A 25,875-nucleotide genomic window follows, 5' to 3' on the forward strand; every position below is an offset into this window, starting at 1 on the left:
CCTTATGGATTAGCGTTTGTAGTTCTGCGGAACGAACGGAAGGGCGGCCACCTCTGCAGGCCGGGCCTTTCCGCGGACGATCAGGTCAATCTTGGTGCCGGGCGCGGTATGAGCGGCGGCGATGTAGCCCATCGCGACCGGGCCATCGACGCTGGGGCCGAAGCCGCCGGAGGTGATGGTGCCAACCGTTTCGCCATTGATCTGGATCTCCGTGCCTTCGCGGGCCGGGGCGCGCTCCAGCGGGCGGATGCCAACGCGCTTGCGGGCGGGGCCGTCCTTGATCTCTTTCAGGATGCGTTCGGCGCCGGGGAAGTTGCCTGCCTCGCGGCGGCGCTTCTGGATCACCCAGGCAAGGTCTGCCTCGATGGGGGAAATCTCGGGCGCAAGGTCGTGGCCATAAAGGCAGAGGCCGGATTCAAGGCGGAGGGAGTCGCGCGCGCCAAGGCCGATCGGATTGACGCGCTCATCCGTATACATCTCTTCGATCAGCGGCAGACCGGCTTCCGTGGGGATCAGCACTTCAAACCCGTCTTCGCCGGTATAGCCGCAGCGGGAAACGATGCAGCGCTGGCCATTCATTTCAAACGGCATGTGGTGCATGAATTTCAGCTCTTCGCAGCCGGGGAAGAAATCCTTCATCACGTCTTCTGCCTTCGGCCCTTGCAGGGCGAAAAGGATACGGTCGTCGGCGCGGGTGAGTACGGCTTTGCCTGCCAGCGCTTTCTCGAAGATCGCCCAGTCCTGCTCTTTCATCGCGCCGTTGACGACGATGTAGAGCGTGCCCTGGGCTTCGTCGCCGAGGGGGCGCGTGATGATCAGGTCGTCAAGGATGCCGCCGTTTTCGTTGAGTAGTACCGTGAGGCGGCCCTGTCCGGGCTTGAGGCTGGTGATGTCGGAGGGGACCAGCGTTTCGATCAGGGCAGAGATTTGCGCGTGGGCGTCTTCGCCCCCGCCGATGCCCGCTTCCAGCGTCAGGAAGCAGGGGCCCATGTGAGACACGTCGAACAGGCCCGCTTCGCTGCGCGTCCACAGGTGCTCGGCTATCACGCCTTCAAACTGCACCGGCATTTCATAGCCCGCAAAAGGCACGAGCTTGCCGCCCATCTTCACATGCAGGTCGTAAAGCGGGGTGCGCTTCAGGTTTTCTGTTGAGACTTCAGCCATGGCGCCCTTCCATAGAGAGACGGCGCAACGCGAGGCGCGTTGCCAATCCGTCGCCCCCGCTGTCTCGGGCGCCTGAGAGATTCCGCGAGGCGATGCCCTGAAGGGGGCGCCCGGCTTGCTCCTTCGGCGAGGCGTGTTTCAGCCTCTTTCCAGCGTGTTGGCCCTCTCCCGGTCCTTTTGCCTGAGCGTTTCCGGGGCGGTTGCGCCTTCGGCGGCGGCCGCGATGGGCCACTCTCTCCCGGGAGAAGATCTATGCCGGTCAGCTAGCCCGGATTCTCGGGCGCGGCAAGCGGAGCATTTGAGACCGCGACAATCTCAATTCCTGCGGCTTCATAACGGGCATAGCAATTCCGCCCGTCCCAATTCTCAGGCATTGAGCTACTGTAGCGCTTATTCAGCAGCGAGTTTTCATCTTTTGTGACTAGTACGAGCCTGTATAATCTTTCGAGAGCTGCTTCGATCTTGCTGGGGGTTACGGAAGTAATCTTAAGCAGTTCATTGCGGATAATTTTTAGAGGGACGGCGTGATCAACAACAAACTTTGTCGGCTGTCCTTGATCTAACGCCGACTCTGCATTTCGCGAAATGGCGACGTTACTATTGCGAAGGGACTGGGCATGAACTGGGTCGGGATTGTTAAACCAGCGAAGCCGACCCGTTTTCCTGAGAAAGGGTGGGCCGGATTTGTAGCCGTGCCATCCGTCGACAAATGATCTGAAAACGGCGAGGTCTCTATCCGCGCGAGATACATAAAGTTGTAGGTAATCGAGGTACAGCTTTTTCATAATCCTTAGATTGCAATATTGGGGAAAATTTCAATCTTTTTTGTGCGGATAGGAGCCAATTCAGTAGTTCACCGCGCGCGTTGCAAAGGAAGTGAGCGTTGCCATCGCCGCCCGCCACGGAAACGGGCCATAGCTGATGCGGCGCACGCCCGCCTGCGCCAGCGCGCCAAAGCTGGCCGCTTCCGGCCCCGCCATGACATTCACCGGCAGGGGCGACGCCTCGCAAACCTGCCGGATCAGCGACAGGTCCCGCAGGCCGGGTACGAAGAAACTGCTGGCGCCAGCGGCGGCAAAGGCCGCGCCGCGGGCGATCACGTCGGCGATCAGGGCGTCATGCGTTTCCGGCTTTGCATTGAGGCAGAGGTCGGTGCGGGCGTTGATCCAGAAACCGGGCAGGGCTGCGTCTGCGGCGGCGCGCGCGGCGCGCAGGCGGCTTGCCGCTTCCTCCAGCGGGCGCGCGCCCTGGCCCCCGCCTCCCGGATAGCCATCCTCCAGATTGATGCCGACCGCCCCGGCGCCGATCACCCGCGCGATGTTGGCGCCAAGGCCGTCTTCGCGGGCCGCATACCCGGCTTCAAAGTCGATCGAGACGGGCAGGTCGACAGCGCCGATGATGCGGGCGGCATGGTCCAGCACAAGATCCAGTGGCACCGCCTCGCCATCGCCCAGGCCGAGCGCGCCGCCGACCGAGGCGCTGCCGGTGGCCAGGGCGGCGGCGCCTGCTGCGGCTACGGTCCTCGCCGAACCGGCGTCCCAGATGTTGACCAGCACCAGCGGCGTGTCCCCGGCGTGCAGCTTTGCGAACTGGGCGAGTTTTTCGGCCTGGCTGGGCATGGGCGATCCTTTCGTCTTCAACTGGGAAGAACGATTAACCTGCGGGCATGTTCCCGCGCGACCCGATTCTTGCGCGTCAGCCCTGCGTGTGGCGCACGAGGCGCAGCTCGATGCGCTTGAGTTCGCGCAGGGTGGCGAGGTGGTTCATGCGCAGCCAGAACCAGGTCTTGATCATGCCGGTGGCGACCATGCCGAAGGTGAACCCGGCAAGCCACAGGCCAACCTCCTGCACGCTGGCGGCCCGGCTGATCTCATAGGCGCACCACAGCATGCCCACGAAGAACACAAAGCCCAGCACGAAGGCAAAACCGGTCCACAGCTTCATCGGCCCGGTGAAGGTGGCGCCGAGCTGGCCGAACAGGCTTTCGCCTTCTTCCAGGTTTTTGAGGAACGCCTCGTCCTCAGCCGACAGGCTGTCTTTCAGTCTCGATTCAAAACTCGTCATGTCAGGTCTCCTTCCAGAAGCGACTTGAGCTGTTGGCGCGCATGAAAGATGCGCGACTTTGCCGTGCCGACGGGGACGCCCGTGGCGGCGGCTGTTTCGGCAAGGGTCAGCCCCTCGCTGAAATAGAGAATGGCAGCGATGCGGTGTTCCGGGCTCAGCGCGCCGAGCGCCTCGAGGATTGCATGGCGCAGCGGCGCGGTGGCGGGCTCTGCAGGTTCGATGGCGTCTTCGGCCGGGCCAAAGCGGCGCCGGTCGCCGCTGAGTTTGCGGATCCGGTCTGCGCATTTGCGCGCCAGGATGCCGTAAGCCCAGGCGGGGAACATGGCGGGGTCGGACAGGCGCAGCCAGCCGCGGCAGATGCCGCCCCAGGCTTCCTGCACCGCGTCGCGTGCTTCTTCGCCCTCGCCCAGCATCCGCCGGGCGGCGCGCATCAGGCGCGGCTGCCAGCGCGCCGCCAGCCTTTCGGCGGCACGGGCGTCGCCGGAACGCACCAGCGTGACGAGCAGTTCGTCATAGATCCGGTCTGTTTCGCTGAGTGCCATGCCGCGCCCCGCCTTTCATAAGGCCTACCTTTCATAGGGATAGTCGCGCGGGGGATCGGAAAGGTTCAATCCGGCTGAGGAATTGTTTCAGCAGGCACAGGCGCCGGCGCATCGGTCCGGCTCAGCGTCGCGATCACCGGCTGGTGGTCGGTAATGCGGAAGCCGAGATCGACCCCGCGCACGTCCTCCACCTTCACATTCGGGGAAACGACAAAGCCGTCGATATTGGTCGTGTAGTTCACGCCTGCCGTGTAGGGCTGCTCATTGGTGCGCACGCTGGGCACGGCGGGATCGATCACCACCTGCCAGCCTGTCCGCAATTCCTCGCGCGGAAAATCGTGGATCCAGAACTGGGCTTCATCGTCTGCGGTGTAGGCAAAGTCTGTCGGCGCCAGCCGCATGTTCCAGTCCCCGCCGATGGCAACGGCCTTGCCTTGCTGGTAAAGCGACTGGCCAAGATCGAGCACTTCGCGCAGCTGCGCCATGCGCGTATTGGCGCCCTCGTCGAAGGCGGACAGGTGCACGTTCACAATCGCCCATGGCTGGCCGGAGACTTCAAACTCCGTAACCTGAACATGATAGCGGCGCTTGATGAAGCCCATGATCGTGCCGGGCTCTTCGGTGATGCGAACGATCTGCGTGCCGTCGTTGGCGCGGCTGGCGAACGTGCCCAGCCCGTGGCGCAGGGACAGGCCGCCCGGCAGCAGGCGCGTGCGGATGTCGGACGAGAAAAACATCGAATAGCCAGGCAGGGCAGACTTCACGCCCGAGGCCACATCGACGCCATGCGTCAGGAAGCCCGGCCCGGCCATTTCCTGCATCATCACGATGTCTGGCTTTTCCTCACGCAGCACCGTCTGGATGCCGTCCAGATTCTTGAGCACCACCTTCTTGCCCGGCGGGCGCAGCATCTCTCCGCCATCGGCCTTGAAATCGGATTCTTCGCCAAGGCCCGCATAGCCGATATTCCAGACCATCAGGCGCAGCGGCGTTTCGGCCTGCGGCAGCGGCGCGTTGGCTTCTAGCCGGGTGACGGGAATGTTCTTGTCGGACAAGGTCATGCATCCTGCGAGAGAGAGGTAAACGACGAGCAGCGTAATTATCAGCAGCGGGAGTTGCAGCCAGCGCATCAGATGCCTTCGCCTTCCTTGTTGTCGTTGATTGGGCCATGCGACGGGCTTTCCTCCGCCTCAGGACGATTGAACTGCTGCGCCACCCATTGGGCAAGACCCAGCGCAGCGGCGATACCGCCCCATTCGCTGGAGATGCGCGAGAAGAAGCTGAGCAGCGATTTCTGCTGCATCATCTCGATGGTGATCTGGGAATAGCGCGTCACATATTCAGGCTTCATCAGGCCCGTGCGGCTGCGGAACTGTTCCAGCGCGCCGACATATTCGGTGATCACTGAGGCATAGCTGCCCACATAGGTCCATGTGCCCACCACGATCACGGCGGTCAGGCCGATCAGCGTGGAAACCAGCGTCAGCAGCACGGCATTGTTGACGAACAGGCTGCGCAGCGGCGTCAGGCGCACAGCCAGGTTGATGGCAAAGATGCCCGCCATGAACACGAATACCGGCGTCATGCTGTTTTCTGCCTGCTGCAGCATGAACTGGATATCGAGGTAAGACAGCTCCAGCCCGCGCATCAGCGCGTCCGAACCGGTAACCTCCGGGCCGGGAATATTGCCGATGGCCGCCTGCGCCAGTACGTGAAGCCGGGCAGCATCTGCCGTGGTTTGCTGCACCAGCAGGAAGATCAGCGCGGCGCCGCCGGCAAAGAAGATGAGGCTAAAAACGCCGTAAACCAGATAGGTCAGCATCAGGCGTGCGCGCTCGCCCGTGTCGGCGGCCAGCGCCGTGCGCACGCCGTGGATATAGACGACCAGCCCCACCGCCACGAGCACGCCAAGCGTCGCCATCGGGTGGGCTGAAACGATGCCCTCGACCGAGGCATAGGGCGAGGCGCTGTCGATCATCCACACCATCAGCGCGCCGATGGAGACCAGCAGCATTTCGCCATAGGCGCCGCTGGTGCGCCGCACCGATTTGCCGACGCGAAAGCGCAGCGAATGGCGCCGCACCCAGATCGGGCCCGCGACAATGTAAGCGATGACGACGGAGGCGATGGCCGCCAGCCATGCCAGTAAAAGGATCACAGCCAATACCCCGTTGCTGCGCCTGCCGGCTCAGTCCCCCCTGAGTGCACGTCTTTGGCAGGCGTTGCAACACCTGCGGCGGGCGTCAGGCCCCCTGCGGGCGGTTGCCGCCAAACCAGCTGCGGATCAGTTCCCAGGCGCTGCGCGAGCCGGCAAGCACCTTCTCCGTCGCGCGTGAGGCATGGGCTGTCAGCCCGCCCGTGCGCTTCAGCAGGTCGGAGATCACCGAGCCCGATTCCTGCTTCACATCCTCCAGCGCCTCTTCGGAAATTGCGCTCGCCTGAACCGCCGTCCAGCCCTTGAAGCTGCGGCAGCGGCGCTTGGCGAGATAGCCGAGCTTCAGCGTCATCATCGCATTGATGCCGCCATCCATCACCGGCCCGGCGATCAGCCCGCCCATCCGCCCCAGCAGGCTGCCGATCACGTCGCCGGTAATGTCGGTCACGTCCTCCAGCGCGCGGGCGGCAACCACGATGGCCGCCACATCGCGCAGGATGCGCAGACTGCCCATCAGATGGGGCCGGCCAAAATAGATGCGGGAAATCTTGGCGACGAGATTGGCGTTGCGCCAAAGCACGATGAAGGCGTCCACCGTGCCGTTCATGGAGAGCGCCGTCGCCACGCCGACGCCGACGGCCTCGGCATGGATCAGCTGGTTCACGCGCTTGTCCAGCGGGGCGAGGAGGGCTTCCACATGCACGCGCTCGAAGGTTTGCAGGTCGATGGAGAGGGCAAGGGCCTCTTCCGGCGTCGCGCGCGCTGCGCGGGCGGCCAGCTCACGGCCCTTGGCGATGCCTGCCTCGATGGCGGCGCGCTCGGCCTGCACTTCGGGGTTTGCCGCCAGCATCTGCAGGTAGCGCACATCATAGCGCAGCCGCGCCGCAATCGCCTTGGGATCGGGCGCGCGCGCGTCGATCACGATGTCCGGCGGCCGCGCGGCCACCGGCATGGAGAGAAACGCCGCAACGGGCCGCCCCACCAGCCAGGCCAGCGCCGCCGTCAACGCCACAATGTAAACCAGCCCCGCCATGGGATGCAGGTCATCAAACAGGCGGTAGAACAGGTATCCCTGACCAATCACCATCAGGAACGCGATGACCACGAGCACCGTCGCCGCCACCTTCAAAACCCGCCACCCCTGCGCCCACTGCGCCGCGAGTTCCCATTGCTGGGCAGGCTTTTCCACGGGCGCCGAGGCGGGAACGGGCGCGTTGGCCATGAGCAGTGTCCTCCAGAATGCAGAGGAGCATTAAGGCCCGCAAACCGTAGGTCGGATAGAGGCCAAAGGCCGAAATCCGACATTCCGCTGTGTCCATCCGGTCTCGCCCGCATCGCAATTGCACCGCCCCCAATCCCCGTTAGGATTGCGGCCCATGCCCGCCTATCGCCGCCTCTACATTCCCGGAGGAACCTATTTCTTCACGGTCAACCTTGCGGATCGCTCCCGCCGGCTGCTCACCGATCACGTCGAGTCGCTGCGGCAATCCTGGCGTGAGGTGGAGGAGGCCCACGCTTTTACAACGCTGGCGGCTGTCGTGCTTCCAGACCGCCTGCATGTGATCTGGACCCTGCCACCTGATGACGCGGATTTTTCAACGCGTCTCAGGCTTCTGAAATCCGGTTTCACACGCCGCCTGCGCGCGTCCGGCGTGACCGCCCCGCGTGAGAAAGTCTGGCAAAACCGCTTCTGGGAACACGCTATCCGAGATGACCGCGACCTCGACGCCCACATCAACTATGTGCACTTCAACCCGGTCAAACACGGCCATGTGGCGGAAGTTTCAGATTGGCCTTATTCGACCTGGAAACGGTATCACGCGCCGGACGCATAAATGCGGCGTCCATGTTTGTCGGATTTCGCTTCGCTCTATCCGACCTACGAGGCTACTACGAGGCTACGAGGCGCGGAGCATTTCCCACAAACGTTGTGGGAAATGTGATCAAATGTATGATCATGAGTTCAGCAGAGAGAACTTGCTCGATGAATTGTCCCTACTGCAATCAAGATCACGTTTGGAATGTGCACCTCAAGTCCAACTCAAAAGAATTGTTCAAAATGTGTTTTGAGTGCGATTCAGTTTGGCCTCCAACGATTCCAGTTTCGGCCAACGAGGGGACAAACTTCGAAGCTTATATGGCCGAGATTGGCGCTCCGCCGGATTGGGGCAATTTGCAGAAACTCTCCCCAGCGTTCTAGTTGCGGACGTGCCCTTGTGTAGGGGAGCTGCTCCCCAACCCGTAGGTCGGATAGAGGCCAAAGGCCGAAATCCGACGCGCCCCAAACACCACTCAACAATGGCGGATTTCGCTGCGCTCTATCGGCCAGCGTGAGGATGTAATGTGGTGATGCCCGTTCAATTGCGAAATCCAATCCTGGCGTCTATCGAAACGAGGACAGAGTCTTTTCGCGAGTGACGCTCAGTTGGGCCCATGAACTCGCGGGCTCGTAGCTCGTAGGGCGGATAGAGCGTAGCGAAATCCGCCATCCCAGAGTGCGGGGCCAGTGTCCGTCGGATTTCGGCCTTTGGCCTCTATCCGACCTACAAGTCGCCAAACCAGGCAACGATTGCGCGTGCGTCCGTCTCTGCTTCAGCGAGACTTAGATAATAGCCAGATGTAAAATCATCCCTCCACAAGCCGCCAACTACTGGAGAAGTCGCGTCTTCTGATGATGGCTCGTAGTACTTTTGCCAGCGTGAATAAACAAATTTTGCATGGCCATATTCTTCGTCGATGAAGAAGGATATCGCTTGCCTTCCATCGGCACTAAAGGTTTGCCGCTTCAGCGACCAGCTGCTCATTTTGTGTTTCCTCGGAAGGTTACATCCGTTCCGGCACATCAATCCCAAGCAGCCCCAGCCCCGTCTCCAGCTGGTGCCTCACAGCGTCCGCCAGCGCCAGCCGGCTCGCGCGTTTCTCGGCGTCTGTCTCCGCAGCAATCGGAAGCGCCGCGTAGAAGCTGCTGAAGGCCTGCGCGAGGCTGTAGAGGTGTTCGCAGAGGATGTGCGGCATGCGCTTTTCGCGGGCGCCGAGCAGGGCGGCGCCGAAGCCGTCGAGCTGCAGCACGAGGGCGCGTTCGGCGTCGGCGTTAACCATCACCTTGCCTGCGGAATGGCCGTTCTCGGCGGCCTTGCGCAGCACCGATTTCACCCGCACGGCGGCGTACATCAGGTAAGGCCCGGTCTTGCCTTCGAAGCTGGTGAAGCGGTCGAGGTCGAACACATAGTTCGTGGTCCGCGTGTTCATCAGGTCCGAGAAGCGCAGCGCTGCGACGGCCACCTTCTTCGCCACGTCGAAGCGCTCTTCGGCGCCCATATCGGCGGGCAGGTTTGCGGCGGAAAGTTTCTTCTCCGCCTCTTCCATCGCCATCGCCTGCAGGTCGGCCAGTCGCAGCACGCCGCCTTCGCGCGTCTTGAAGGGTTTGCCGTCCGGCCCGTTCACCGTGCCAAAGCCGATATGCTCCAGCCTGTCTTCCGCGATCAGGCCCAAGAGGTCTGCCGCGCGGAACACCTGCTCGAAGTGCAGCGCCTGGCGCTGGTCCACCACATAGAGCATCCGCTCCGGGGCGGGCGTCAGCGTGTCCATCCGGTCGAGGATCGTGGCAAGGTCGGTCGTGTGATAGCCCGTGCCGCCGCGGCTGTTGACCAGCATGACGGGCGGCATCTCTTTCTTGTCGCTCTCGCGCGCCACCGGCACGATCCACGCGCCATCGCTCAGCTGCGCAAGGCCGGCTTCCTTGAAGCGCTCCACGAGGCCGGGGATGAGGCCGTCCACATCGCTCTCGCCTTTCCACAGGTCGAAGGAAACGCCCAGGAAGCCATAATCGAGTTTCAGCGCCTCGACCGACACATCGATGAAATGGCGCAGCAGCGCGCGGTAGCCCGCCCGGCCTGCCTGCATCTCGGCGACGGCCTTCTGGCTGCGCTCGTTGCGCGCCTCGTCGGATTTCGCCTTGTTGCTGGCCTGCGGGTACAGCCGGCCCAGATCGTCGATGGTGACGGGCGGCTCAGCCGGGTAGGGGCCGGTATAGGCGGCATCGAAATAGATCAGCCCCGGCTGCTCGTCCTGCAGCTCGGTGACGAGGTGGCCCATCTGCAGGCCCCAGTCGCCAAGGTGCACGTCGGAAGTGACCTCATCGCCCAGGAAGCGCAGCAGGCGCTGGAGCGTATCGCCGATCACGGCGGAGCGCAGGTGGCCCACATGCATGGGCTTGGCCACATTCGCGCCGCCAAAGTCGATCACGGTGACCTGAGCGTCCGCCGCTTTCTCGGCGCCCGCCATCGCGTCGCCGCGCACGCCCTCGGCCCGCGCCGAAAGGGCGGCATCGGACACACGCAGGTTGATAAAGCCCGGTCCGGCCACTTCGGCGGACAGCACGCTGCCATGCTCTTTCAGCTTCGCCGCAATCTCCCCGGCGATCTCGCGCGGGTTCTTGCCGGCGGCCTTGGCGGCGGCCATTGCGCCGTTGCACTGGAAGTCGGCCAGCTCCGGCTTGTCGCTCCGGCGCACTTCGCCAAACCGTGCCTCAAGGCCCATGGCTTCGAAGGCGGCGCCTGCGGCTGCCGACAATTCCTTTGCGAGGCTGGTCATGGCTTACTCCGCCAGCTTCGCGCCCGCATCGAGGCGGAATCGCTTGCCGGCGCGGTTGAATTCCAGCTGCTTCTCGTCGAGGTCGAAGCCGACGACGATTTCGAAGTTCACGCCAGAGATGGAGCTGTCGGCGCGCGGAATGGTGATGCGGTTGACCAGCTCGGTCTTGCCGGCAACCTTCTTGCCGCCAAATTTCGCTTCGGTGGCAAATGTTTCACGCGCCAGCACCTTGCCGTTCCGGCGGGTCACAGCCACGAAATACGGGTAGACATGGCTGTCGCTGCGCGCCTGCAAGCCTTTGCCGAAATTGAAGTCGATCTCGATTTCCGCCTGCAGCGGGTGATCCTCGGTATAGCGGCAATAGAGGCGCACATCGGTGATCTCGCCGCTGAACTCGATATCGGAGTAAAGTTCGCCCGTGCCATCGACGAATTTCACATACCGCGCCGCATCATACACCGAGCCAGTGACCGGGCAGGGGCCGGAGTTGGGCGTCGAATCGAGGCTCTGGGCCAGCCGGCTGTTGCTGCGGCAGCCAGTTACTGCCGTAGCGGCCAGGAGCGTTGCGGCGAGGATGAGGGCAATTCTGCGCATGCGTCGGCGTGTCCGTCTTGGCCTGATGAAATGGCCGGTCCATGTGATAACCTGACCCGTGTTAAAGGCCTTGCCGCGCCCGCGCAACGCATTAGGCGCAGGAGACTTTACCCCTTATATGAGCCTCCCATGACCCAGAAACCCGCCCTCACGCTCCGCCTGGCTGCTCCGCGCGGCTTCTGTGCCGGGGTCGACCGCGCCATCCAGATCGTCGAGGAAGCCCTGAAGAAGTGGGGCGCCCCGGTCTATGTGCGCCATGAAATCGTCCACAACCGCCATGTGGTGGAGCGTCTGGAGGCCCTCGGCGCCATCTTCGTGGAGGAGCTGGAAGAATGCCCGGATGACCGCCCGGTCATCTTCTCGGCCCATGGCGTGCCCAAATCCGTGCCGGCCGAGGCCGGCCGCCGCAACATGATCTATGTGGACGCAACCTGCCCCCTGGTCTCCAAGGTGCATGTCGAGGCCGCCCGCCATCATGACCAGGCCCGCGAGATCCTCCTCATCGGCCATGCCGGCCACCCCGAAGTGATCGGCACGATGGGCCAGCTGCCCGATGGCGTCGTCACCCTGATCGAGACGGTGGAAGATGCAGCGGCCTACCAGCCCAGGGACCCCGCCAACCTCGCCTTCCTCACGCAGACGACGCTCAGCGTGGACGACACCGCCGAAATCGTCGGCGCCCTGCAGGCCCGCTTCCCCGGCATCGCCATGCCCCATAAGGAAGACATCTGCTACGCCACCACAAACCGTCAGGAAGCGGTCAAGGTCCTCGCCCCCGGCGCGGGGCTCGTTCTGGTGATTGGTGCGCGGACGAGTTCAAACTCCGTCCGCCTCGTCGAGGTCGCCCTGCGCAGCGGCGCCGCCCGCGCCGAACTCATCGCCGCCGCCGAGAATATCGACTGGTCCTGGTTCGAAGGCGTGGAAACTCTCGGCCTCACCGCCGGCGCCTCCGCCCCCGAAGATCTGGTGCAGGGCGTGATTGATGCGTGCCGGGAACGCTTCGACGTGACGGTTGAGACCGTGAAGACGGCAGACGAAACGGTGACGTTCAAGCTGCCGCGGGTTTTGGCGGGCTAACGGCCCACGCACGCAACTCCTCCGCCTGCGTCATCCCGGTTTCGCGTCAAAGACGCGAAGACCGGGACCCAGCCCTTCTTCCCCCCAAAAAGTCTGGGTCCCGGACAATCGCTCGCGCGATTTCCGGGATGACGCCGCGGTGAGCGTTCGCAGAAAATCTCGATGCCCGTCGCTGGTGAACCGAACTCGTAGGGTGGGTTGAGGTAAAGCCGATACCCACCATCTCACATCGCCGCACCATCCGTTGGTGGGTATCGCTCCGCTCAACCCACCCTACGCTTGCTTGCTGGTTCGAAGGCGTGGAAACATTAGGCCTCACCGCCGGCGCCTCCGCCCCGGAAGACCTCGTCCAAGACGTCATCGACGCCTGCCGCGAACGCTTCGACGTGACGGTTGAGACCGTAAAGACGGCAGACGAAACGGTGACTTTTAAGTTGCCGCGGGTGTTGGTGGGGTAACGCGCCAAATGACCATTTGGAGTTGTCATTCAATCGACTTTAGCAGTGGCCCGAAGTCGTGAACTTCTATTCGTCCTCTATCATAAGCCGGATGCCATGCTGTATCCGTGTCCTCGATTGCGTCATGATCAGGCGAGTAAATCACTCTCACCGCAATCGACCCGAGCTCATAGAACATTGAAGCAGCGACCAGCTGTTTTGTTTTTGGGTGATGAGCCGCTACCAGAGGCGATAGACCAACTATTTGGTCTTCGCGCGGCACATATCCGAATTTCAAAAAAACGTCCGGATGAAACTTTTCATTGAGTAGAGCGGATGCGAAAGGCGAAATGTCGATCGGCGCGCCGCTGTCAACGATGGCGCAGCCAAATAGTTTTACGAAGAAGAGTTGGACCCGGCGCATTTCCTTCGACGAACCTATAGCAAAGGCGCGGTAGGCTCGAATTACTCCCCGAGCTTTCACTGGAGGGGTGCGAGTCCGAGCATGCTCAGAAAGTCTCTCCCAAGCGCGATCATAAGGTTGACTGATTTCATTGTTGCACTTGGCACACAAAGGGGTCTTGAACTTTAGCGCTTTCGATTTGAGACCTTGAGCTTTGACATTCTGCTCCGACGCGTTGTGTACAAACAATGGCGCGTTTGAGTTCGGCACTCCGAATATGGCCTTAAGATCAGATCTCTTTACGATATGTTCGTGAGAATTTGCGGGGGACTTGCAAATCCAACATGCTTGATCGGGCATTTCTGTGGTCAAGATTTGGGGCCATTCTCGCGCGAGCGAGAGTTCGAGAATTTTTGTAACTCTGGTGCCAGCTGAACGACGCTACCTCGAATAAGCAGATAAGCGCTGTTGAACTTCTTTTTGAAAGAAAGATGCCAACGAATCAAAGCATCCTCGATGAACTTTTCTTCTGGCAGCCAACCCGTGTTGACATACACAATTAGGTTGTCGCTCGATTTTCTTTTCAAACGATTCCCCACATTCTTTTCAAACAAGCTCTCCTGCCGCGCAATCTCGCCGCTATCCTCTACAATCATTTCGGGCCCTGACCGATACTCTTCCGCACGATCTACGTTGCGGTCGGTCGCTTCCGTGATATCAAATTGCACGGAAACGTTGTCTTTCAAGAGCACCACGTCAAATCCCATTTGCGCTTTTGCCGCCAAATAGATGGTATCAAAGGTCATGATTTCACCAAATTTGATTCCCACCCAAGCTTCTTGAAGCGGCAATCCTTGACTCTCGAAGAATGCAGATCTTCGGCCAATTTTGATAAGGTCTTCGCGCAACTCGTCTAGTAATCTTGAAGCGGTATGGATTGGCTGACCTTCTGCCATTCGCGAGACAAAGCGCTGAACAAGTTCACTGGCCTCCAAATCGGCCTCCCTCGAAACGGTTCGCTAATACACGTTCGGCCTTTGATCGGGCTACAAACTGTTGCGCCCGCGCGGGAATTTACAACGTCTTTTCCGTGGTAGATAGTTCCAGATATTCCTTATCCTGAAGGGCCTGTTATCCACTCCCCCCCTCAATTATAAAAACACGTCTCCGTCTTCTCGCCGGTGCGGTAGCAGCGCGGCTCGCCGGCGGGTGGGCGGTAGGCGGGCTTGTAGGGAACCTTGGCGATTTCTTCGAGGGATTTCATGAAGGCTTCGCGCTGGGCCATCTTGGCGTCGAAGGCGGCGCGGCGGGCGTTCTGCACGGCGCGCTCGTTCACATAGTTCGCATACATCCATTTGGGCACCGCCACACACACCGCCGGGCGCAGGCTGAGGTCCAGGGTCGCCGCATTGTTCTGCAGGAATTTCGACAGCGCGTCGCTGCCGCCCGCGCCGCTGTAATGCTTCTGGGCGAGCCATGTGTGAAAGTCCGGGCACAGATCGCCGGAAAGGTCCACCTGCGGCGTCTCCGGCGTTTCATAATGTGCGGCGACGCGGCCGATATAATAGGCCCAGTCGGCATAGGTGCTGGTACCGGGCTTGCGGCGCATGAAGCCGGTGAAGGGGTCTTCGGCGGCCTCGAACTTTTCCAGCGGCTGGGCCTGCACCCAGTCAGACAAGGGCTTCGGCATGATCGGGCAAACCTCATTGTCGATCACGCTCTGCTCGTATTTCAGCGCCCAGTCGATGCCTTCGTCCGGCACGCGGGAGACGCCGCCACGCTGGCCGCCAAGGCCCATGCTGACAAGGCCATAAGCGATCTGGCAGCCATTCAGCCCCGCAATCCGCTGCTCCACCGTGCGGCTTTCACGGGCCGCGGTATCGGCCGTCAGTTCCGCCATGCGCGCTTCAGCGGCGGCAATGGCATATTCGGGAATGAAGGTGCAGCGCCCGCCTTCGCCATAGGCGCGGTTGGCGTTGTGCTCGTCCTGGGCATAGTCCCAGCCGGAGAAGGTGGGCGCCCCCGGCAGGTCGGGCGCATTCATGATCGCCGCGCCGCACAGGGCGCCCTCAAACGGCCCGCGCCGGAGGCCCAGCTCTTCCATGGTCCCTTGCGCCGGATGGCTTCCGAAGCAGCGGCCAATGCCCTGCGCCGCAAAGCGGATCGCGGCGTCCGGCGGGGGCGCAGAGAAATAGGCTTCGATGGCTTTCCTGTCGCCCTTGGTCAGCTTGCCATAGGGGCGGTTGAAGGCCTTGGCGATGGCCTTGTCCTTGCGGATGCCGGGGCAGGTGACCTTGCTTTTGGGGTCGAAACAGTCGTCCCAGAGCACGAGATTGAAATCATCCGCCTCGAAGATCGCCTGCGGCCCGCCCAGATACCAGCTGAGGATCGCCCCCTCGATCGTGAAGTCCCCGTCGCGCCACAGCATGCCGGGCACGGAATGGGAAAAGCGCGGGGCCACATAGTCTGCCGCGATCATGCAGTCGGGAGTAGGTTCGAAGGTTTTCGGCTGCGCGCCCGCCGCGCCGGCGGCTGCGATCGCGCCAATGCCCAGCGCCGTCATTACGCGCGCCACTGCCTTGCCAATTCCCGCCATGCCAAATCCTCCAGAGCCGCCTTCAGCCTCGCACATTAGCCAGCGCCGACAAACTCTTTCACCCCCTGAACAGGGGAGCGCGCCTCAGCCCACGCGGCGCCCCTCGGCATCGATCAGCAGCGCGCCATCCTCCTTATAAAGAGGGCCGGGCGGCAGGCGGTCCAGAAGGTCCAGCACCGTCTCGCTTGGCCGGCAGAGGCGCACGCCCTTCGGGCTCGCCACAATCGGCCGGTTCACCAGAACCGGATGGTCCAGCATCGCGGCAAGGATCGCCTCCTCGCTCACGCCCGGCTCCAGCAGGCCCAGCTCCTTTGCGGGGGATTTGGTCTCGCGCAGCGCCGTACGCGGGCTCAGCCCAGCGGCCGCAAACAGCGCCAGCAACTGCCCGCGTGTCCACCCCGCGCTCAGATAGTCGATCACCACCGGGCGCTCCCCGCTCGCTTCGATGATGGCCAGCACATTGCGGGACGTGCCACACTCCGGATTGTGATGGATGACGATCATGCCGCCAGTTTCTCCTCGTCTTCGGCCGGAAAGGCGGCCCGTGTGCGATTGGCCAGCGCGACCAGCGACAGCATCACCGGCACTTCCACCAGAACGCCCACCACAGTCGCCAGCGCCGCGCCGGAGTTCAGCCCGAACAGGCTGATGGCAACGGCAACGGCCAGCTCAAAGAAGTTCGATGTGCCGATCAGCGCGCAGGGCGCCGCCACCTTGTGCGGCACGCGCCAGGCCCATGCCGCCGCATAGGCAATCGCAAAGATGCCATAGCTCTGGATGAGGATCGGCACAGCGATCAGCCCGATTACCATCGGCGAAGCCAGGATCGTCCCGCTCTGGAATCCGAACAGCAACACGACTGTTGCCAGAAGGCCGATCACCGACAGCGGTTTGATCCGTGTCATGAAGGTCTCCACGCTGGCCACGCCTCCGCGCCGCATCAGGGCGCCGCGCGCCGCGATGCCGGCAACCAGCGGGATGACGACATACAGCGCCACCGACAGTAACAGCGTCTCCCAGGGCACGGCGATCTCCGTCACGCCCAGCAGCAGCGCCACAATGGGCGCAAACGCAAACACCATCACGGCGTCATTCACGCTCACCTGCACCAGCGTATAGTTCGGGTCGCCCCTGGTGAGCTGGGACCAGACGAACACCATCGCCGTGCAGGGCGCCGCGCCCAGCAGGATCAGCCCGGCCAGGTATCCCTCCGCATCCGCAGGCGGAATAAGCCCGGCAAAAACGTAGCGGAAAAACAGCACGCCCAGCGCCGCCATGGTGAAAGGCTTCACCAGCCAGTTGACCGCCAGCGTGATGATCAGGCCTTTGGGCCGCTCGCCCACGCGCCGCATGGCGGAAAAGTCCACGCCGATCATCATCGGCCAGACCATCGCCCAGATCAGGATGGCCACCGCGAAGTTCACGTTCGCATATTCCAGCGCGGCCAGCGCCGCAAACGCGCCCGGCGCAACGAGGCCAAGGCCGATCCCTGCAAGAATGCAGAGGCCGACCCAGACCGAAAGATATTTCTCGAACCTGCCCACCTGGCTTATCCGCAGCAGCCGCTCGCGGCGGGGGCATCGGTGGCCGGGGAGGGCGCGCAGCGCACGGCGCCGCCGGTTTCCGGCAGGGTCAGGCTGCCGGTGATCGTGGCAAGGCGCCCGTCGGCCGCTTCCGGGCCTCCTCCGTAAACGGCGCTTTCGCCCACCGTGCGGAACACTTCCCAGGGCACGCCCGCCGGGTCATTCACCCAGCTTTTTTCAGACTGGGCATAGCAGCAGACCGTCGCGCCTTCTTCCAGAACGGGCGCGTCAGCGTCCTTCAGGCGGCTGTATATCTCGTCCAGCTCTTTGCCGGTTTCCGCCTGGATGCCCAGATGCTCGATGCCGGGCTTCGCGCCCCGGGCGCTGATCGCCAGGTTTACGCGCGGATCGTCCAGCATCCATTTGGCATAGTCGGCCTTCTCCACGGAAGGCGCGGCCGCAAACAGCGTGGAATAGAATTTCACCGCGCGCGGCAGGTCGTCCACCGCAATATGAACATGCAGGCGTTTCATGGGTCTTCTTCCTTGTTGTGGGTCAGGTCAGCAGCATCTCGACTGCGCCGCTTCCAGCACGGGCATGCAAACCTCGTCCCGGCCCTGGCAACAGTCTTCGATCAGGAACACGATCAGCTGGCTGATCATGTCATAACTGGCAGAATAGATGATGGAGCGGCCCTGCCGCGTCCCCTCGATCAGCCCGGCCGCAGATAGGATGTTCAGCTGCGCCGAAAGCGTATTGGGTGGCACGCTCAGATCGGCGGCAATGTCGCCAGCGGCCATGCCATCCGGCCCGGCGCGCACCAGCAGGCGGAACAGCGCCAGCCGGTTTTCCTGCGCCAGCGCGGAGAGTTGCGAAAGGGCTGTCTTCGTTTCCATATTTCCAATATCGTGGAAATATGGAATTCGTCAAGCAGGCCAGCGGAAGTTTTTTTGATGGGCCGGAAAGGTCGTGGATCAGAATATCCCGGCGCCAATGCCGGTTGCCATGCCGGCGCCCAGGTCGCGGCATTGTTTCAGCGCCTCTTCGGGGATGACCTTTGGCGCGAGGATTTCTTCCGGGGTCTGCGCGCTTGTGTTGAGGATCATCGGCGGCTGCGCCTCCTTCAGGCGCCATCCCTTGCAGATGCGCGCGGCCTGCCGGGCGGCGCCTTCGCCGTCGCTTCCGGCGGCGATCATCAGGGCATAGGGCCGCCCTTCGATCCGTCCGAGTACGGGATAATAACAGCGATCGAAGAATTCCTTCATCTCGCCCGAAAGGCTGGCAAGGTTTTCCGGCGCCGCGAAGATGTAGCCATCCGCCGCCAGCACGTCGCGCGCCTGCGTCTCGCCCGCGCGCAGAAGGCGCACGCCGCAGGCCTCGTCGCCCAGCGCGGCGGCAAACGCCGCCTTCGCCATCGCCTCGGCTGCGCCTGTGCGCGAATGCCAGATAATCAGAAGCTGTTTCATGCGGGCAGACTAAAGCTGCCCCGCGGCGATGTCACCTTGCCTCCGCCCGTGTCGCTGGCGTGGAAAGGCGCGGCTCTATCCTTGTCTCATGACCAGTGGTCGCCGCAGGATTGAGACGGCTTATCCGGCAGGCAAACGTTCGCGGGCACACTCCGGCCTGTCGCTTCGTTCCGGTTCATCACTCCGGCGCGGGGCGGGGGCCTTGCTCCGGCCCCGGCAGCGGAGGCGGAAGGTGTCGCGAACTTCCCTACCTCTCCTAACCCTTGTCCTGCATGCGGCGCCTGTCGCCTCCGCCTGCTGCAAATGAAGAAAACCGGAAGGGCATGGCCCTGTCCGGCTTTCGGTGTTTGCCTAAGAGGGGCGTCTGCCGCCTCAGGCGTTGGTGTAGGATTTGCCGCGGCGCGGGTTGTTGCCGCCGGGGCGTTTCGGCCCGCCGCCATCGCGTGGGCCACGGCTGCGCTCGCCGGCATAGGCCGCTTTCTGCGAAGCGCCCTGTCCCTGACGTTGGCCCTGTCCTTGGCCCTGCCGCTGGCCGAACTTGTCGCCAGACCGCTGGTCCGATCTTTGTTCAGACCGCTGGCCGGATTTCTGGCCGGAATATTGACCCGCGCCCTGGCCTTGCTTGTGAGAAGGTTTGTGCTCGGAACGGGCGCGCGGGGCGCCGTCACGCTCGCCGCCTTCGGGGCGCTCGCCGCGTTGGCGGGGCTGTTCCTCAGGGCGCCATTTCGGACGGCGCGGGCTTTGCTGGCCACCCCGGTTTTCGCTTCTGCCTTCGCTGCGGCCTTCGCCACGGCTCTGGTTTCTGCCTTCCGGGCGACGCTCGGAACGCTCAGGGCGTTCACCGCGTCCGCCGCCACGGCGCGCCGCTGGCTTGGCGCGGCCTTCGCTGCGTGGCGCGTCGTCGCCTGCGTGATCCTTGGGTGCCAGCTTCAGGCCGGTCAGCTTCTCGATCGCGCGCAGCATCTGGCGCTCATCCTTCGAAACGAAGGAAACCGCCACGCCGCTTGCGCCGGCGCGGGCCGTGCGGCCAATGCGGTGCACGAACTGTTCGGGCACATCCGGCAGGTCGTAGTTCACGACATGGCCAAGATCGTCGATGTGAATGCCGCGCGCGGCAATGTCGGTCGCCACCAGGATCGGCACGCGGCCACCCCGGAAGGACTCGAGCGCCTTCACGCGCTGGTTCTGGCTCTTGTTGCCGTGGATGGCGACTGAGTCGATGTCCAGCTTCGCCAGCTTGCGCACAACGCCGTCGGCGCCATGTTTGGTGCGTACAAAGACGATAGCCGATTTGAGGTCCGGGCTGCGGATGGTCTCGGCCAGAAGGTTCAGCTTCTCCGATTGCTCCACAAAGGCCACGCGGTGCTCAATGCGCTCGCCGGGTGCAGACGGCGGGGTCACGGAAACTTCTGCCGGATTGGTGAGGTAGGAAGCGGCCAGCGCCTCCACCGTCTTCGGCATGGTGGCGGAAAACAGCAGCGTCTGGCGCTTGGCGGGCAGGGCGCGCGCAATCTTGCGCAGCGCATGGATGAAGCCCAGGTCCAGCATCTGGTCGGCTTCGTCCAGCACCAGCGTTTCAACGCCCTGCAGGGTTACGGCGCCCTGTTCCATCAGGTCGATCAGGCGGCCCGGCGTTGCCACCAGCACATGCGCGCCGCGCTGCAGCTGGCGGATCTGGCCGCCGATCTTTGCGCCGCCGCACACCATCACCACGCGCAGGCCAAGGCCTGCGCCATAGGTGTTGAAGGAGTCGGCAATCTGCCCGGCCAGTTCGCGCGTCGGCGCCAGGATCAGCGCGCGCGTGCCGCGGGCCGGTGCCGGGCCGCCGGCGCGGCTGATACGGTTGAGGATCGGCGCGGCAAAGGCCAGCGTCTTGCCCGTGCCCGTCTGGGCCAGGCCGATGATGTCGCGTCCTTCCATCACCAGCGGAATGGCCTGGGTCTGGATCGGGGTGGGGGCGGTGTAGCCCGAATTGGTCAGAGTCGAGAGGAGTCGGCTGGTAAAGCCGAATGATGCAAAATCGGTCATGTTTACTTTCGTCATGATGCGCGCCGCCCTGCGCGTTGGCAGGCAGCGTCGGGGCTCAAAGAACGGCCCGGCGTGATTCAGGACGTGGGGTTTGCTTCGTGCGTCTAAGGAGGGGCGGAACGCCGCGGACATTTCCGCTCGGCGCGCTCACGCGGCCCCGGCCCGGATGGCGAGCCATCCTGACCGGCGGGCCTATGCGCCTTTTTGTGCGCTGCGTCAAATGGAATAAAGTGGCGCCGGAAAGACCGGGAATGACACAAACTGTCACTGTTTGTCCCCGAAATGATACGGTCTGTCCGCAAAAAGGCGCAAAAAGGATCAGGCAGACCCGATTGTGGTCCGGTGCAACAGCCGGTCATGGCCTGCATATCCCCCGGTCGCCATATGCAGCGTCGAGCGGTTATCCCACATCAGCAGCATGCCCTTCTGCCATGTGTGGCGATACTGGAATTCCGGCCGCGTCTGCCAGCGATAGACCTCGGTGACGAGATCCCACGCCTCCTGCTGCGCCATGCCCTCCACGCCGACGATATAGCCCGCGCAGCCAAACAGGCTCTCCTTTCCCGTCTCCGGATGCACACGGATGAAGGGGTGGGCATGGCTCGCCTCGGCCTCGTCGGAGGCGCGAATGTCCATGCTGCGGCCTGTGTCGCCCGCGCCATACATGCCCTTGGGCGAATACGCATTCTTCGCCGAGTGAATGGCCTTTCGGCCCTCGATGCGCCGGCGCAGATCGTCCGGCATCTGTTCCAGCGCCTTGATCTGGTTGACAAAAAGCGTGTCCCCGCCCTCCGGCGGTATGGTGATGCCATAAAGGCAGGTGCCTGCCGGCGGCGTCGCCTGGAAGCTCCAGTCCGAATGCCAGCTCTCGGCAAAGATGGGCGAGGTTTCACCCGCCGCCCGCTTCACCGCAATGATGTGTTTGCGGCCCGGTATGGGCGCAATGAACGGGTCATCGCCAAACGGCCCGAAGGCCAGGGTGAAGCGCTCCAGATCGTCATCGCTGAGCGCCTGATCGGGAAAACACACCACCTGATGCTTCAGCCAGATGTCGCGGATCTCGGCCGCCTGCGCGCTGGTCAGAGGCTGCGAAAGGTCCGCCCCGCGCACCATCGCGCCACAGGACATATCCGACGGGGTCACAGTCAGGTGCATACTCTTTATCCTCCCTCGCGCTGACTTTTGCAGCGCCTTTTTGGTACCTTACCACGATGCCTCCAAAGTCCTAGAACACCGTCCATGAGCGATCTTTTTTCTGCCGCCGGTCTTGATGAGGAAGCGCCCCGCCCGCTGGCGGACAGGCTGCGCCCGAAGAAGTTGTCTGAAGTTGTCGGGCAGGGGCATCTCATCGGCATCGACGGGCCAATCGGCGCGATGCTCAGCCATCGCCGCCTCGTCTCGATGATCCTCTGGGGGCCGCCCGGCGTCGGCAAGACGACCATCGCCCGCCTGCTGGCGCAGGAGACCGATCTCGAATTCGAGGCGCTCTCGGCCATCTTCTCCGGCGTGAAGGATCTGCGCGCCGCGTTCGACCGGGCCGAGGCCCGCCGCAAGATCGGCAAGGGCACGCTGCTCTTTGTGGACGAGATTCACCGCTTCAACCGCTCCCAGCAGGACGGCTTCCTCCCCTTCGTGGAAAGCGGCATCGTCACCCTGATCGGGGCGACGACCGAGAATCCGAGTTTCGAGCTTAACGGCGCGCTTCTCTCGCGCTGCCAGGTGATGGTGCTGCGCCGCCTGGAAGACGCAGACATGCGCGAGCTTATGTCCCGCGCCGAGCAGGAAATGCGCCGCCGCATCCCTGTGGTGCCCGAGGCGCGCGAAGCCATTATCCGCATGGCCGATGGCGATGGGCGATACCTGCTGAACCTTGTCGAACAATGCTATGCCATGCGCGGCGAGCCCGGCCTCCTCTCGCTGGAGGAGCTGTCAGCGGGCCTGCAGAAGCGCGCTGTCGCATATGACAAGGACCGGGAAGAGCATTACAATCTCATCTCCGCCCTGCACAAATCCGTTCGCGGATCAGATCCGGATGCCGCGCTTTACTGGTTTGCGCGGATGCTGGAAGGGGGCGAAGACCCGCTCTTCATCGCCCGCCGCCTCGTGCGCATGGCGAGCGAGGATATCGGCCTGGCCGACCCCACGGCGCTGATGATCGCAGGCGAAGCAGCCCGCACCTATGAGCGCCTTGGTTCGCCCGAGGGGGAGCTGGCGCTGGCCCATGCCGTCATCCATCTGGCCACGGCGCCCAAATCGAACGCGGCCTATGTTGCCTACAAGGCCGCCCGCCGCGCCGCTGCCGAAACCGGCAGCCTGATGCCGCCCAAGCACATCCTCAACGCGCCCACTTCGATGATGAAGGATCAGGGGTATGGTTCGGGATATGTTTATGATCACGATACGGAAGAAGGCTTTTCCGGACAGGATTACTTCCCCGAAGGCATGAGGCGCCCCCAATTCTACGCCCCCAAAGGCGAAGGCCGCGAACGCCCCATCGCCGAGCAACTGGCGCGGTTTGCCGCCATGCGAAAGCCGCGACGTGATGGCTGAAGAAGGCTCGGCCATCAGTCTTGATCCAGCCATTGCCGCTCGATTGATTGTCTCCCGGTTTCCTGAGCTTTCCGGCGAGAAAATCACTCCTTTGCCCGCGGAGGGCACGGACAACCACATCTTCCGTATTGGCGCGCATCTGTGTGCCCGGTTTCCAAAAGTGCCTTGGGCCGTCGCAACTGCCCGTCGGGAAGCCGCAGTCCTGCCGAGGTTTTCAGCCTCGCCGGTCGCGGTGCCGGGCGTTTATGGCATCGGTGATCCGGGCGGGGAATATCCCCACCATTGGTCTGTGCTAAGCTGGCTTCCGGGTGAGCCTCTGGGCGCGGCCCGGTTGGCCGATCCGGAGCGCGCCGCGCGAGAGCTTGCGGCATTTTTCGGATTTCTGCGCGCTCAGCCTGTTGACGCGGATTTCCGGTATGGCGCGGAAAACAACTGGCGCGGCGGGCCTTTGGCGCTGCGCGCCGAGGCGTTTGATGCCGCGCTTGCCCGCTTGCCGAATGTGGACGCAGGATGGGCGCAGCGCCTTTGGTCAGCGGCGGTTGAGCAGCGCGCTCCGGGCGCGCAAGCCTGGCTGCATGGGGATGTTCACCCGGGAAATATTCTGACCGTAGACGGAAGTATTTCCGGGATTATCGATTGGGGGATTTGCGGCGTTGGCGATGCGGCTTGCGACCTGCTGAGCGCCTGGGCCGTCTTTGACGCCCCTGCACGAAGCGTCTTCCGCGCGGCGCTGGGGGCCAGCGATGAAGAATGGCTCCGCGGGGCGGGGTGGGCTCTGTCGATGGCTGTGATTTACCTGCCATATGCATATGAAAACGGATTACGCTCGGATATGTCCGAAAGAATGCTGGCGCGGTTGAAGGAAGAGTTCGGATGACCCGCAATCGAGACATCCCGGCGCTCAGCGCAGAGGCGGCCGCTTTCGCGCGTTCACTCATCATCCATGAAGATAAATCCGTGCTCGGCTTTAACAAGCCTTCTGGCCTTGCCTCTCAGGGTGGCGGCGGCGTCGGCCAGTCGCTGGACGATCTCTTGTGGGCATTCGCGAGGTCAAACGGCAAACGCCCGCGCCTTGTTCACAGGCTGGATCTTGGCACATCCGGCGTGATCATCGCCGCGCGCACCCAGCCTGCCGCTGCCTTCCTGTCGGAAGCCTTTGCCGGACGGGACGCGAAGAAAACTTATCTAGCATTGGTGAAAGGAACATTTTCGCCTACGGATGAAGGTGTCATCGACGCGCCGCTGGTGAAAGTGGAAGAGGGCGGGCGCCCCCGCATGATCCTCGCCCGGCCGGGCCGCAAGGGCGCGCAGGCCGCCCGCACGGGCTGGCGCGTTCTGGCGCGGGAGGGCAACTTCGCGCTGCTGCAGCTCGCGCCGGAAACCGGCCGCATGCACCAGATACGCGTGCATTTGATGTCGCTCGGCTGTCCCATCCTCGGCGACGCGCTGTATGGGGAAGGGCAGGCGACTGGCGCGCGTGTCATGCTGCATGCCGCGCGGCTGGAGGTTCCCCATCCTGATGGCGGAACGCTGGTATTGGAAGCGCCGCCGCCGGAAGATTTCCAGATCGCTGCGGCGCGCTGTGGGCTTCAGTCCGGCTTGAAATAGCCGCGATACCAGTCCACGAAACGGGCAACGCCCTTGCGATAGTCCGTATTCGGCGTATATCCGGTCAGCGCCTTCAGGAGGCTGACATCTGCGAAGGTCTGCTTCACATCGCCCGGCTGCATGTCCAGCATGTTCATGATGGCCTTGCGGCCAGTGGCTTCTTCGATGGCATCAATATAGTCCAGCAGACGCACCGGTTTGGCATTGCCGATATTGACCATGCGGAAGGGCGCAACCGGCGAGACGGAGTCGGCTTCGATCACCTTCTGCCCCGCCACTGGGGGCGTATCCATCAGGCGACGGATGGATTCCACGAGGTCGCCAATATAGGTGAAATCGCGGATCAGGTCGCCGTGATTGAACACGTCGATAGGCTGGCCCTTGAAGACGCAATCGGTGAACTTGTAGAGCGCCATGTCCGGTCGGCCCCAGGGGCCATAGACGGTGAAGAAGCGCAGTGCCGTCGTCGGCACGCCGTAAAGGTGGGCATGGCTGTGCGCGATCAGCTCGCTCGCCAGCTTCGTGGCCGCATAGATTGTCAGCGGGTAGGGCGCTGCATCACGTTCATGGAAGGGATAGGTCTCATTGGCGCCGTAGGCGGAGCTGGTGGACGCCAGCACGAGATGCCGAGCGCCATAGCGGCGCGAGAATTCGATGACATTGAACGAGCCGACGACATTGGAATCCACATAGTCGCGCGGATGATCGAGGCTGTAGCGCACGCCGGCCTGGGCGGCGAAGTGAACCACGATTTCCGGCTCGTCCCGGCGAAACACAGCTTCCATCGCCTCGGCATCTTCGACGCGGATGCGTTCCATTCGGAAGCCTTCATAGCCGGTCAGGCGGGCGGCGCGGGCTTCTTTCAGTTTCGGATCGTAATAGGGGGTGAAGCAGTCGACACCGGTGACGGTATGGCCTTCCTCAAGCAGACGGAGGGCGATCTCGTTTCCGATGAAGCCGGCAGCGCCGGTGACCAGGATCTTCATGTAAGTGTCTCAGTTAGGCCAGCCTTGCGGCGCTTCTAGTTACCAGACGCCCACAAAGTGCAACACCCGTGCCGCAGGAGGCACGGGTG

The 25,875-nt window shown here is 63.0% G+C and carries 27 protein-coding genes, 1 pseudogene and 1 riboswitch; of the genes and pseudogenes, 6 read left to right on the top strand and 22 right to left on the bottom strand.

What is annotated here, in order from left to right:
* Nucleotides 1-9: 9 nt before the first annotated feature.
* The 8 genes from gcvT to K1X12_RS08085 form a co-directional block, all read right to left on the bottom strand.
* Nucleotides 10-1,164: a glycine cleavage system aminomethyltransferase GcvT gene (gene gcvT, locus K1X12_RS08050; protein ID WP_220987092.1), complete on the bottom strand. Its 1,155-nt coding sequence runs from the start codon at nucleotides 1,162-1,164 to the stop codon at nucleotides 10-12.
* Between the two features lie 159 nt (nucleotides 1,165-1,323).
* Nucleotides 1,324-1,415: riboswitch (glycine riboswitch) on the bottom strand.
* Nucleotides 1,416-1,427: 12 nt separating this feature from the next.
* Entirely contained in the window at nucleotides 1,428-1,949 is a 522-nt protein-coding gene (locus tag K1X12_RS08055) for a hypothetical protein (protein ID WP_220987093.1), read from the bottom strand.
* A 60-nt stretch (nucleotides 1,950-2,009) separates the two neighbouring features.
* Entirely contained in the window at nucleotides 2,010-2,783 is a 774-nt protein-coding gene (locus tag K1X12_RS08060) for an isocitrate lyase/PEP mutase family protein (RefSeq protein ID WP_220987094.1), read from the bottom strand.
* Between the two features lie 76 nt (nucleotides 2,784-2,859).
* Nucleotides 2,860-3,228, bottom strand: a complete 369-nt coding sequence (locus K1X12_RS08065; protein ID WP_220987095.1) for a DUF6768 family protein — start codon at nucleotides 3,226-3,228, stop codon at nucleotides 2,860-2,862.
* A complete protein-coding gene (locus K1X12_RS08070) occupies nucleotides 3,225-3,770 on the bottom strand; it encodes an RNA polymerase sigma factor (RefSeq protein WP_220987096.1) in 546 nt (181 codons plus the stop codon). Before K1X12_RS08070 ends, K1X12_RS08065 begins: the two co-directional genes overlap by 4 nt.
* A 65-nt stretch (nucleotides 3,771-3,835) precedes the next feature.
* Nucleotides 3,836-4,900 carry an endonuclease/exonuclease/phosphatase family protein gene (locus tag K1X12_RS08075; protein ID WP_220987097.1) on the bottom strand — a complete coding sequence of 355 codons (1,065 nt, stop codon included), beginning with the start codon at nucleotides 4,898-4,900 and terminating at the stop codon, nucleotides 3,836-3,838.
* Complete coding sequence (locus K1X12_RS08080; RefSeq protein ID WP_220987098.1) at nucleotides 4,900-5,928, bottom strand: hypothetical protein; 1,029 nt, start codon at nucleotides 5,926-5,928, stop codon at nucleotides 4,900-4,902. The genes K1X12_RS08075 and K1X12_RS08080 overlap by 1 nt, the downstream gene beginning before the upstream one ends.
* 85 nt (nucleotides 5,929-6,013) lie before the next feature.
* A complete protein-coding gene (locus tag K1X12_RS08085) occupies nucleotides 6,014-7,147 on the bottom strand; it encodes a YcjF family protein (protein WP_220987099.1) in 1,134 nt (377 codons plus the stop codon).
* Nucleotides 7,148-7,301: 154 nt separating this feature from the next.
* Between K1X12_RS08085 and K1X12_RS08090 the strand changes: the two genes are divergently transcribed.
* The gene (locus K1X12_RS08090) at nucleotides 7,302-7,760 is read left to right on the top strand and encodes an REP-associated tyrosine transposase (protein WP_220987100.1); all 459 of its coding nucleotides are present in this window, start codon (nucleotides 7,302-7,304) and stop codon (nucleotides 7,758-7,760) included.
* A gap of 708 nt (nucleotides 7,761-8,468) precedes the next feature.
* Here K1X12_RS08090 and K1X12_RS08095 read toward each other — a convergent pair.
* The 3 genes from K1X12_RS08095 to K1X12_RS08105 are packed head-to-tail and all read right to left on the bottom strand — an operon-like array spanning nucleotide 8,469 to nucleotide 11,112.
* Nucleotides 8,469-8,729, bottom strand: coding sequence for a hypothetical protein (locus K1X12_RS08095; RefSeq protein WP_220987101.1), 261 nt, complete (start codon nucleotides 8,727-8,729; stop codon nucleotides 8,469-8,471).
* A 19-nt stretch (nucleotides 8,730-8,748) separates the two neighbouring features.
* On the bottom strand, nucleotides 8,749-10,518 hold the full coding sequence (argS, locus tag K1X12_RS08100) for an arginine--tRNA ligase (RefSeq protein WP_220987102.1): 1,770 nt from the start codon (nucleotides 10,516-10,518) through the stop codon (nucleotides 8,749-8,751).
* Nucleotides 10,519-10,521: 3 nt separating this feature from the next.
* Nucleotides 10,522-11,112 (bottom strand): hypothetical protein, encoded by a 591-nt coding sequence (locus K1X12_RS08105; RefSeq protein WP_225907918.1) that lies wholly within the window; start codon nucleotides 11,110-11,112, stop codon nucleotides 10,522-10,524.
* Nucleotides 11,113-11,241: 129 nt separating this feature from the next.
* Between K1X12_RS08105 and ispH (K1X12_RS08110) the strand changes: the two genes are divergently transcribed.
* Nucleotides 11,242-12,189: a 4-hydroxy-3-methylbut-2-enyl diphosphate reductase gene (gene ispH / locus K1X12_RS08110; protein WP_220987103.1), complete on the top strand. Its 948-nt coding sequence runs from the start codon at nucleotides 11,242-11,244 to the stop codon at nucleotides 12,187-12,189.
* A gap of 287 nt (nucleotides 12,190-12,476) precedes the next feature.
* A pseudogene (ispH, locus tag K1X12_RS17190) lies at nucleotides 12,477-12,647 on the top strand (4-hydroxy-3-methylbut-2-enyl diphosphate reductase); the annotation flags it as partial.
* A gap of 25 nt (nucleotides 12,648-12,672) precedes the next feature.
* Here the strand turns inward: ispH (K1X12_RS17190) and K1X12_RS08115 are convergent.
* The 10 genes from K1X12_RS08115 to K1X12_RS08160 all read right to left on the bottom strand — a co-directional run bounded on the left by K1X12_RS08115 (nucleotide 12,673) and on the right by K1X12_RS08160 (nucleotide 21,797).
* Nucleotides 12,673-13,401: a hypothetical protein gene (locus K1X12_RS08115; protein WP_220987104.1), complete on the bottom strand. Its 729-nt coding sequence runs from the start codon at nucleotides 13,399-13,401 to the stop codon at nucleotides 12,673-12,675.
* The gene (locus tag K1X12_RS08120) at nucleotides 13,398-14,024 is read right to left on the bottom strand and encodes a hypothetical protein (RefSeq protein ID WP_220987105.1); all 627 of its coding nucleotides are present in this window, start codon (nucleotides 14,022-14,024) and stop codon (nucleotides 13,398-13,400) included. Before K1X12_RS08120 ends, K1X12_RS08115 begins: the two co-directional genes overlap by 4 nt.
* 152 nt (nucleotides 14,025-14,176) lie before the next feature.
* Entirely contained in the window at nucleotides 14,177-15,625 is a 1,449-nt protein-coding gene (locus K1X12_RS08125; protein WP_220987106.1) for a hypothetical protein, read from the bottom strand.
* Between the two features lie 84 nt (nucleotides 15,626-15,709).
* A complete protein-coding gene (arsC, locus tag K1X12_RS08130; protein ID WP_220987107.1) occupies nucleotides 15,710-16,129 on the bottom strand; it encodes an arsenate reductase (glutaredoxin) in 420 nt (139 codons plus the stop codon).
* Complete coding sequence (arsB, locus tag K1X12_RS08135) at nucleotides 16,126-17,169, bottom strand: ACR3 family arsenite efflux transporter (RefSeq protein ID WP_220987108.1); 1,044 nt, start codon at nucleotides 17,167-17,169, stop codon at nucleotides 16,126-16,128. Before arsB ends, arsC begins: the two co-directional genes overlap by 4 nt.
* Before the next feature lie 5 nt (nucleotides 17,170-17,174).
* Nucleotides 17,175-17,681, bottom strand: a complete 507-nt coding sequence (locus K1X12_RS08140) for an ArsI/CadI family heavy metal resistance metalloenzyme (protein WP_220987109.1) — start codon at nucleotides 17,679-17,681, stop codon at nucleotides 17,175-17,177.
* A 27-nt stretch (nucleotides 17,682-17,708) separates the two neighbouring features.
* Entirely contained in the window at nucleotides 17,709-18,044 is a 336-nt protein-coding gene (locus K1X12_RS08145) for an ArsR/SmtB family transcription factor (protein WP_220987110.1), read from the bottom strand.
* Between the two features lie 78 nt (nucleotides 18,045-18,122).
* Nucleotides 18,123-18,614 (bottom strand): flavodoxin family protein, encoded by a 492-nt coding sequence (locus tag K1X12_RS08150; RefSeq protein ID WP_220987111.1) that lies wholly within the window; start codon nucleotides 18,612-18,614, stop codon nucleotides 18,123-18,125.
* A 372-nt stretch (nucleotides 18,615-18,986) separates the two neighbouring features.
* Nucleotides 18,987-20,657 (bottom strand): DEAD/DEAH box helicase, encoded by a 1,671-nt coding sequence (locus K1X12_RS08155; RefSeq protein WP_220987112.1) that lies wholly within the window; start codon nucleotides 20,655-20,657, stop codon nucleotides 18,987-18,989.
* Between the two features lie 303 nt (nucleotides 20,658-20,960).
* The gene (locus K1X12_RS08160; protein WP_220987113.1) at nucleotides 20,961-21,797 is read right to left on the bottom strand and encodes a TauD/TfdA dioxygenase family protein; all 837 of its coding nucleotides are present in this window, start codon (nucleotides 21,795-21,797) and stop codon (nucleotides 20,961-20,963) included.
* A gap of 84 nt (nucleotides 21,798-21,881) precedes the next feature.
* Between K1X12_RS08160 and K1X12_RS08165 the strand changes: the two genes are divergently transcribed.
* Genes K1X12_RS08165 through K1X12_RS08175 form a run of 3 tightly spaced genes read left to right on the top strand, consistent with a single transcriptional unit; the run spans nucleotide 21,882 to nucleotide 24,800 of the window.
* The gene (locus K1X12_RS08165; protein ID WP_220987114.1) at nucleotides 21,882-23,192 is read left to right on the top strand and encodes a replication-associated recombination protein A; all 1,311 of its coding nucleotides are present in this window, start codon (nucleotides 21,882-21,884) and stop codon (nucleotides 23,190-23,192) included.
* A complete protein-coding gene (locus K1X12_RS08170) occupies nucleotides 23,185-24,069 on the top strand; it encodes an aminoglycoside phosphotransferase family protein (protein ID WP_220987115.1) in 885 nt (294 codons plus the stop codon). The genes K1X12_RS08165 and K1X12_RS08170 overlap by 8 nt, the downstream gene beginning before the upstream one ends.
* Nucleotides 24,066-24,800 (top strand): RluA family pseudouridine synthase, encoded by a 735-nt coding sequence (locus K1X12_RS08175; protein ID WP_220987116.1) that lies wholly within the window; start codon nucleotides 24,066-24,068, stop codon nucleotides 24,798-24,800. The genes K1X12_RS08170 and K1X12_RS08175 overlap by 4 nt, the downstream gene beginning before the upstream one ends.
* Here K1X12_RS08175 and K1X12_RS08180 read toward each other — a convergent pair.
* Nucleotides 24,782-25,786 (bottom strand): NAD-dependent epimerase/dehydratase family protein, encoded by a 1,005-nt coding sequence (locus tag K1X12_RS08180; RefSeq protein WP_220987117.1) that lies wholly within the window; start codon nucleotides 25,784-25,786, stop codon nucleotides 24,782-24,784. The genes K1X12_RS08175 and K1X12_RS08180 overlap by 19 nt on opposite strands.
* Nucleotides 25,787-25,875: the final 89 nt, after the last annotated feature.

Origin of the sequence: Hyphomonas sediminis (assembly GCF_019679475.1) — a bacterium.
Lineage (GTDB): Bacteria > Pseudomonadota > Alphaproteobacteria > Caulobacterales > Hyphomonadaceae > Hyphomonas > Hyphomonas sediminis.

Bases quoted from the DNA above. Each gene is read 5' to 3' on its own strand.
- argS (WP_220987102.1), bottom strand. From the start codon at position 10,518: ATGACCAGCCTCGCAAAGGAATTGTCGGCAGCCGCAGGCGCCGCCTTC.
- K1X12_RS08055 (WP_220987093.1), bottom strand. From the start codon at position 1,949: ATGAAAAAGCTGTACCTCGATTACCTACAACTTTATGTATCTCGCGCG.
- K1X12_RS08090 (WP_220987100.1), top strand. From the start codon at position 7,302: ATGCCCGCCTATCGCCGCCTCTACATTCCCGGAGGAACCTATTTCTTC.
- K1X12_RS08125 (WP_220987106.1), bottom strand. From the start codon at position 15,625: ATGGCGGGAATTGGCAAGGCAGTGGCGCGCGTAATGACGGCGCTGGGC.
- K1X12_RS08150 (WP_220987111.1), bottom strand. From the start codon at position 18,614: ATGAAACAGCTTCTGATTATCTGGCATTCGCGCACAGGCGCAGCCGAG.
- K1X12_RS08060 (WP_220987094.1), bottom strand. From the start codon at position 2,783: ATGCCCAGCCAGGCCGAAAAACTCGCCCAGTTCGCAAAGCTGCACGCC.
- K1X12_RS08095 (WP_220987101.1), bottom strand. From the start codon at position 8,729: ATGAGCAGCTGGTCGCTGAAGCGGCAAACCTTTAGTGCCGATGGAAGG.
- K1X12_RS08105 (WP_225907918.1), bottom strand. From the start codon at position 11,112: ATGCGCAGAATTGCCCTCATCCTCGCCGCAACGCTCCTGGCCGCTACG.
- K1X12_RS08160 (WP_220987113.1), bottom strand. From the start codon at position 21,797: ATGCACCTGACTGTGACCCCGTCGGATATGTCCTGTGGCGCGATGGTG.
- K1X12_RS08175 (WP_220987116.1), top strand. From the start codon at position 24,066: ATGACCCGCAATCGAGACATCCCGGCGCTCAGCGCAGAGGCGGCCGCT.
- K1X12_RS08145 (WP_220987110.1), bottom strand. From the start codon at position 18,044: ATGGAAACGAAGACAGCCCTTTCGCAACTCTCCGCGCTGGCGCAGGAA.
- gcvT (WP_220987092.1), bottom strand. From the start codon at position 1,164: ATGGCTGAAGTCTCAACAGAAAACCTGAAGCGCACCCCGCTTTACGAC.
- ispH (WP_220987103.1), top strand. From the start codon at position 11,242: ATGACCCAGAAACCCGCCCTCACGCTCCGCCTGGCTGCTCCGCGCGGC.
- K1X12_RS08165 (WP_220987114.1), top strand. From the start codon at position 21,882: ATGAGCGATCTTTTTTCTGCCGCCGGTCTTGATGAGGAAGCGCCCCGC.
- K1X12_RS08140 (WP_220987109.1), bottom strand. From the start codon at position 17,681: ATGAAACGCCTGCATGTTCATATTGCGGTGGACGACCTGCCGCGCGCG.
- K1X12_RS08075 (WP_220987097.1), bottom strand. From the start codon at position 4,900: ATGCGCTGGCTGCAACTCCCGCTGCTGATAATTACGCTGCTCGTCGTT.
- K1X12_RS08155 (WP_220987112.1), bottom strand. From the start codon at position 20,657: ATGACGAAAGTAAACATGACCGATTTTGCATCATTCGGCTTTACCAGC.
- arsC (WP_220987107.1), bottom strand. From the start codon at position 16,129: ATGATCGTCATCCATCACAATCCGGAGTGTGGCACGTCCCGCAATGTG.
- K1X12_RS08070 (WP_220987096.1), bottom strand. From the start codon at position 3,770: ATGGCACTCAGCGAAACAGACCGGATCTATGACGAACTGCTCGTCACG.
- K1X12_RS08085 (WP_220987099.1), bottom strand. From the start codon at position 7,147: ATGGCCAACGCGCCCGTTCCCGCCTCGGCGCCCGTGGAAAAGCCTGCC.
- K1X12_RS08065 (WP_220987095.1), bottom strand. From the start codon at position 3,228: ATGACGAGTTTTGAATCGAGACTGAAAGACAGCCTGTCGGCTGAGGAC.
- K1X12_RS08170 (WP_220987115.1), top strand. From the start codon at position 23,185: ATGGCTGAAGAAGGCTCGGCCATCAGTCTTGATCCAGCCATTGCCGCT.
- K1X12_RS08180 (WP_220987117.1), bottom strand. From the start codon at position 25,786: ATGAAGATCCTGGTCACCGGCGCTGCCGGCTTCATCGGAAACGAGATC.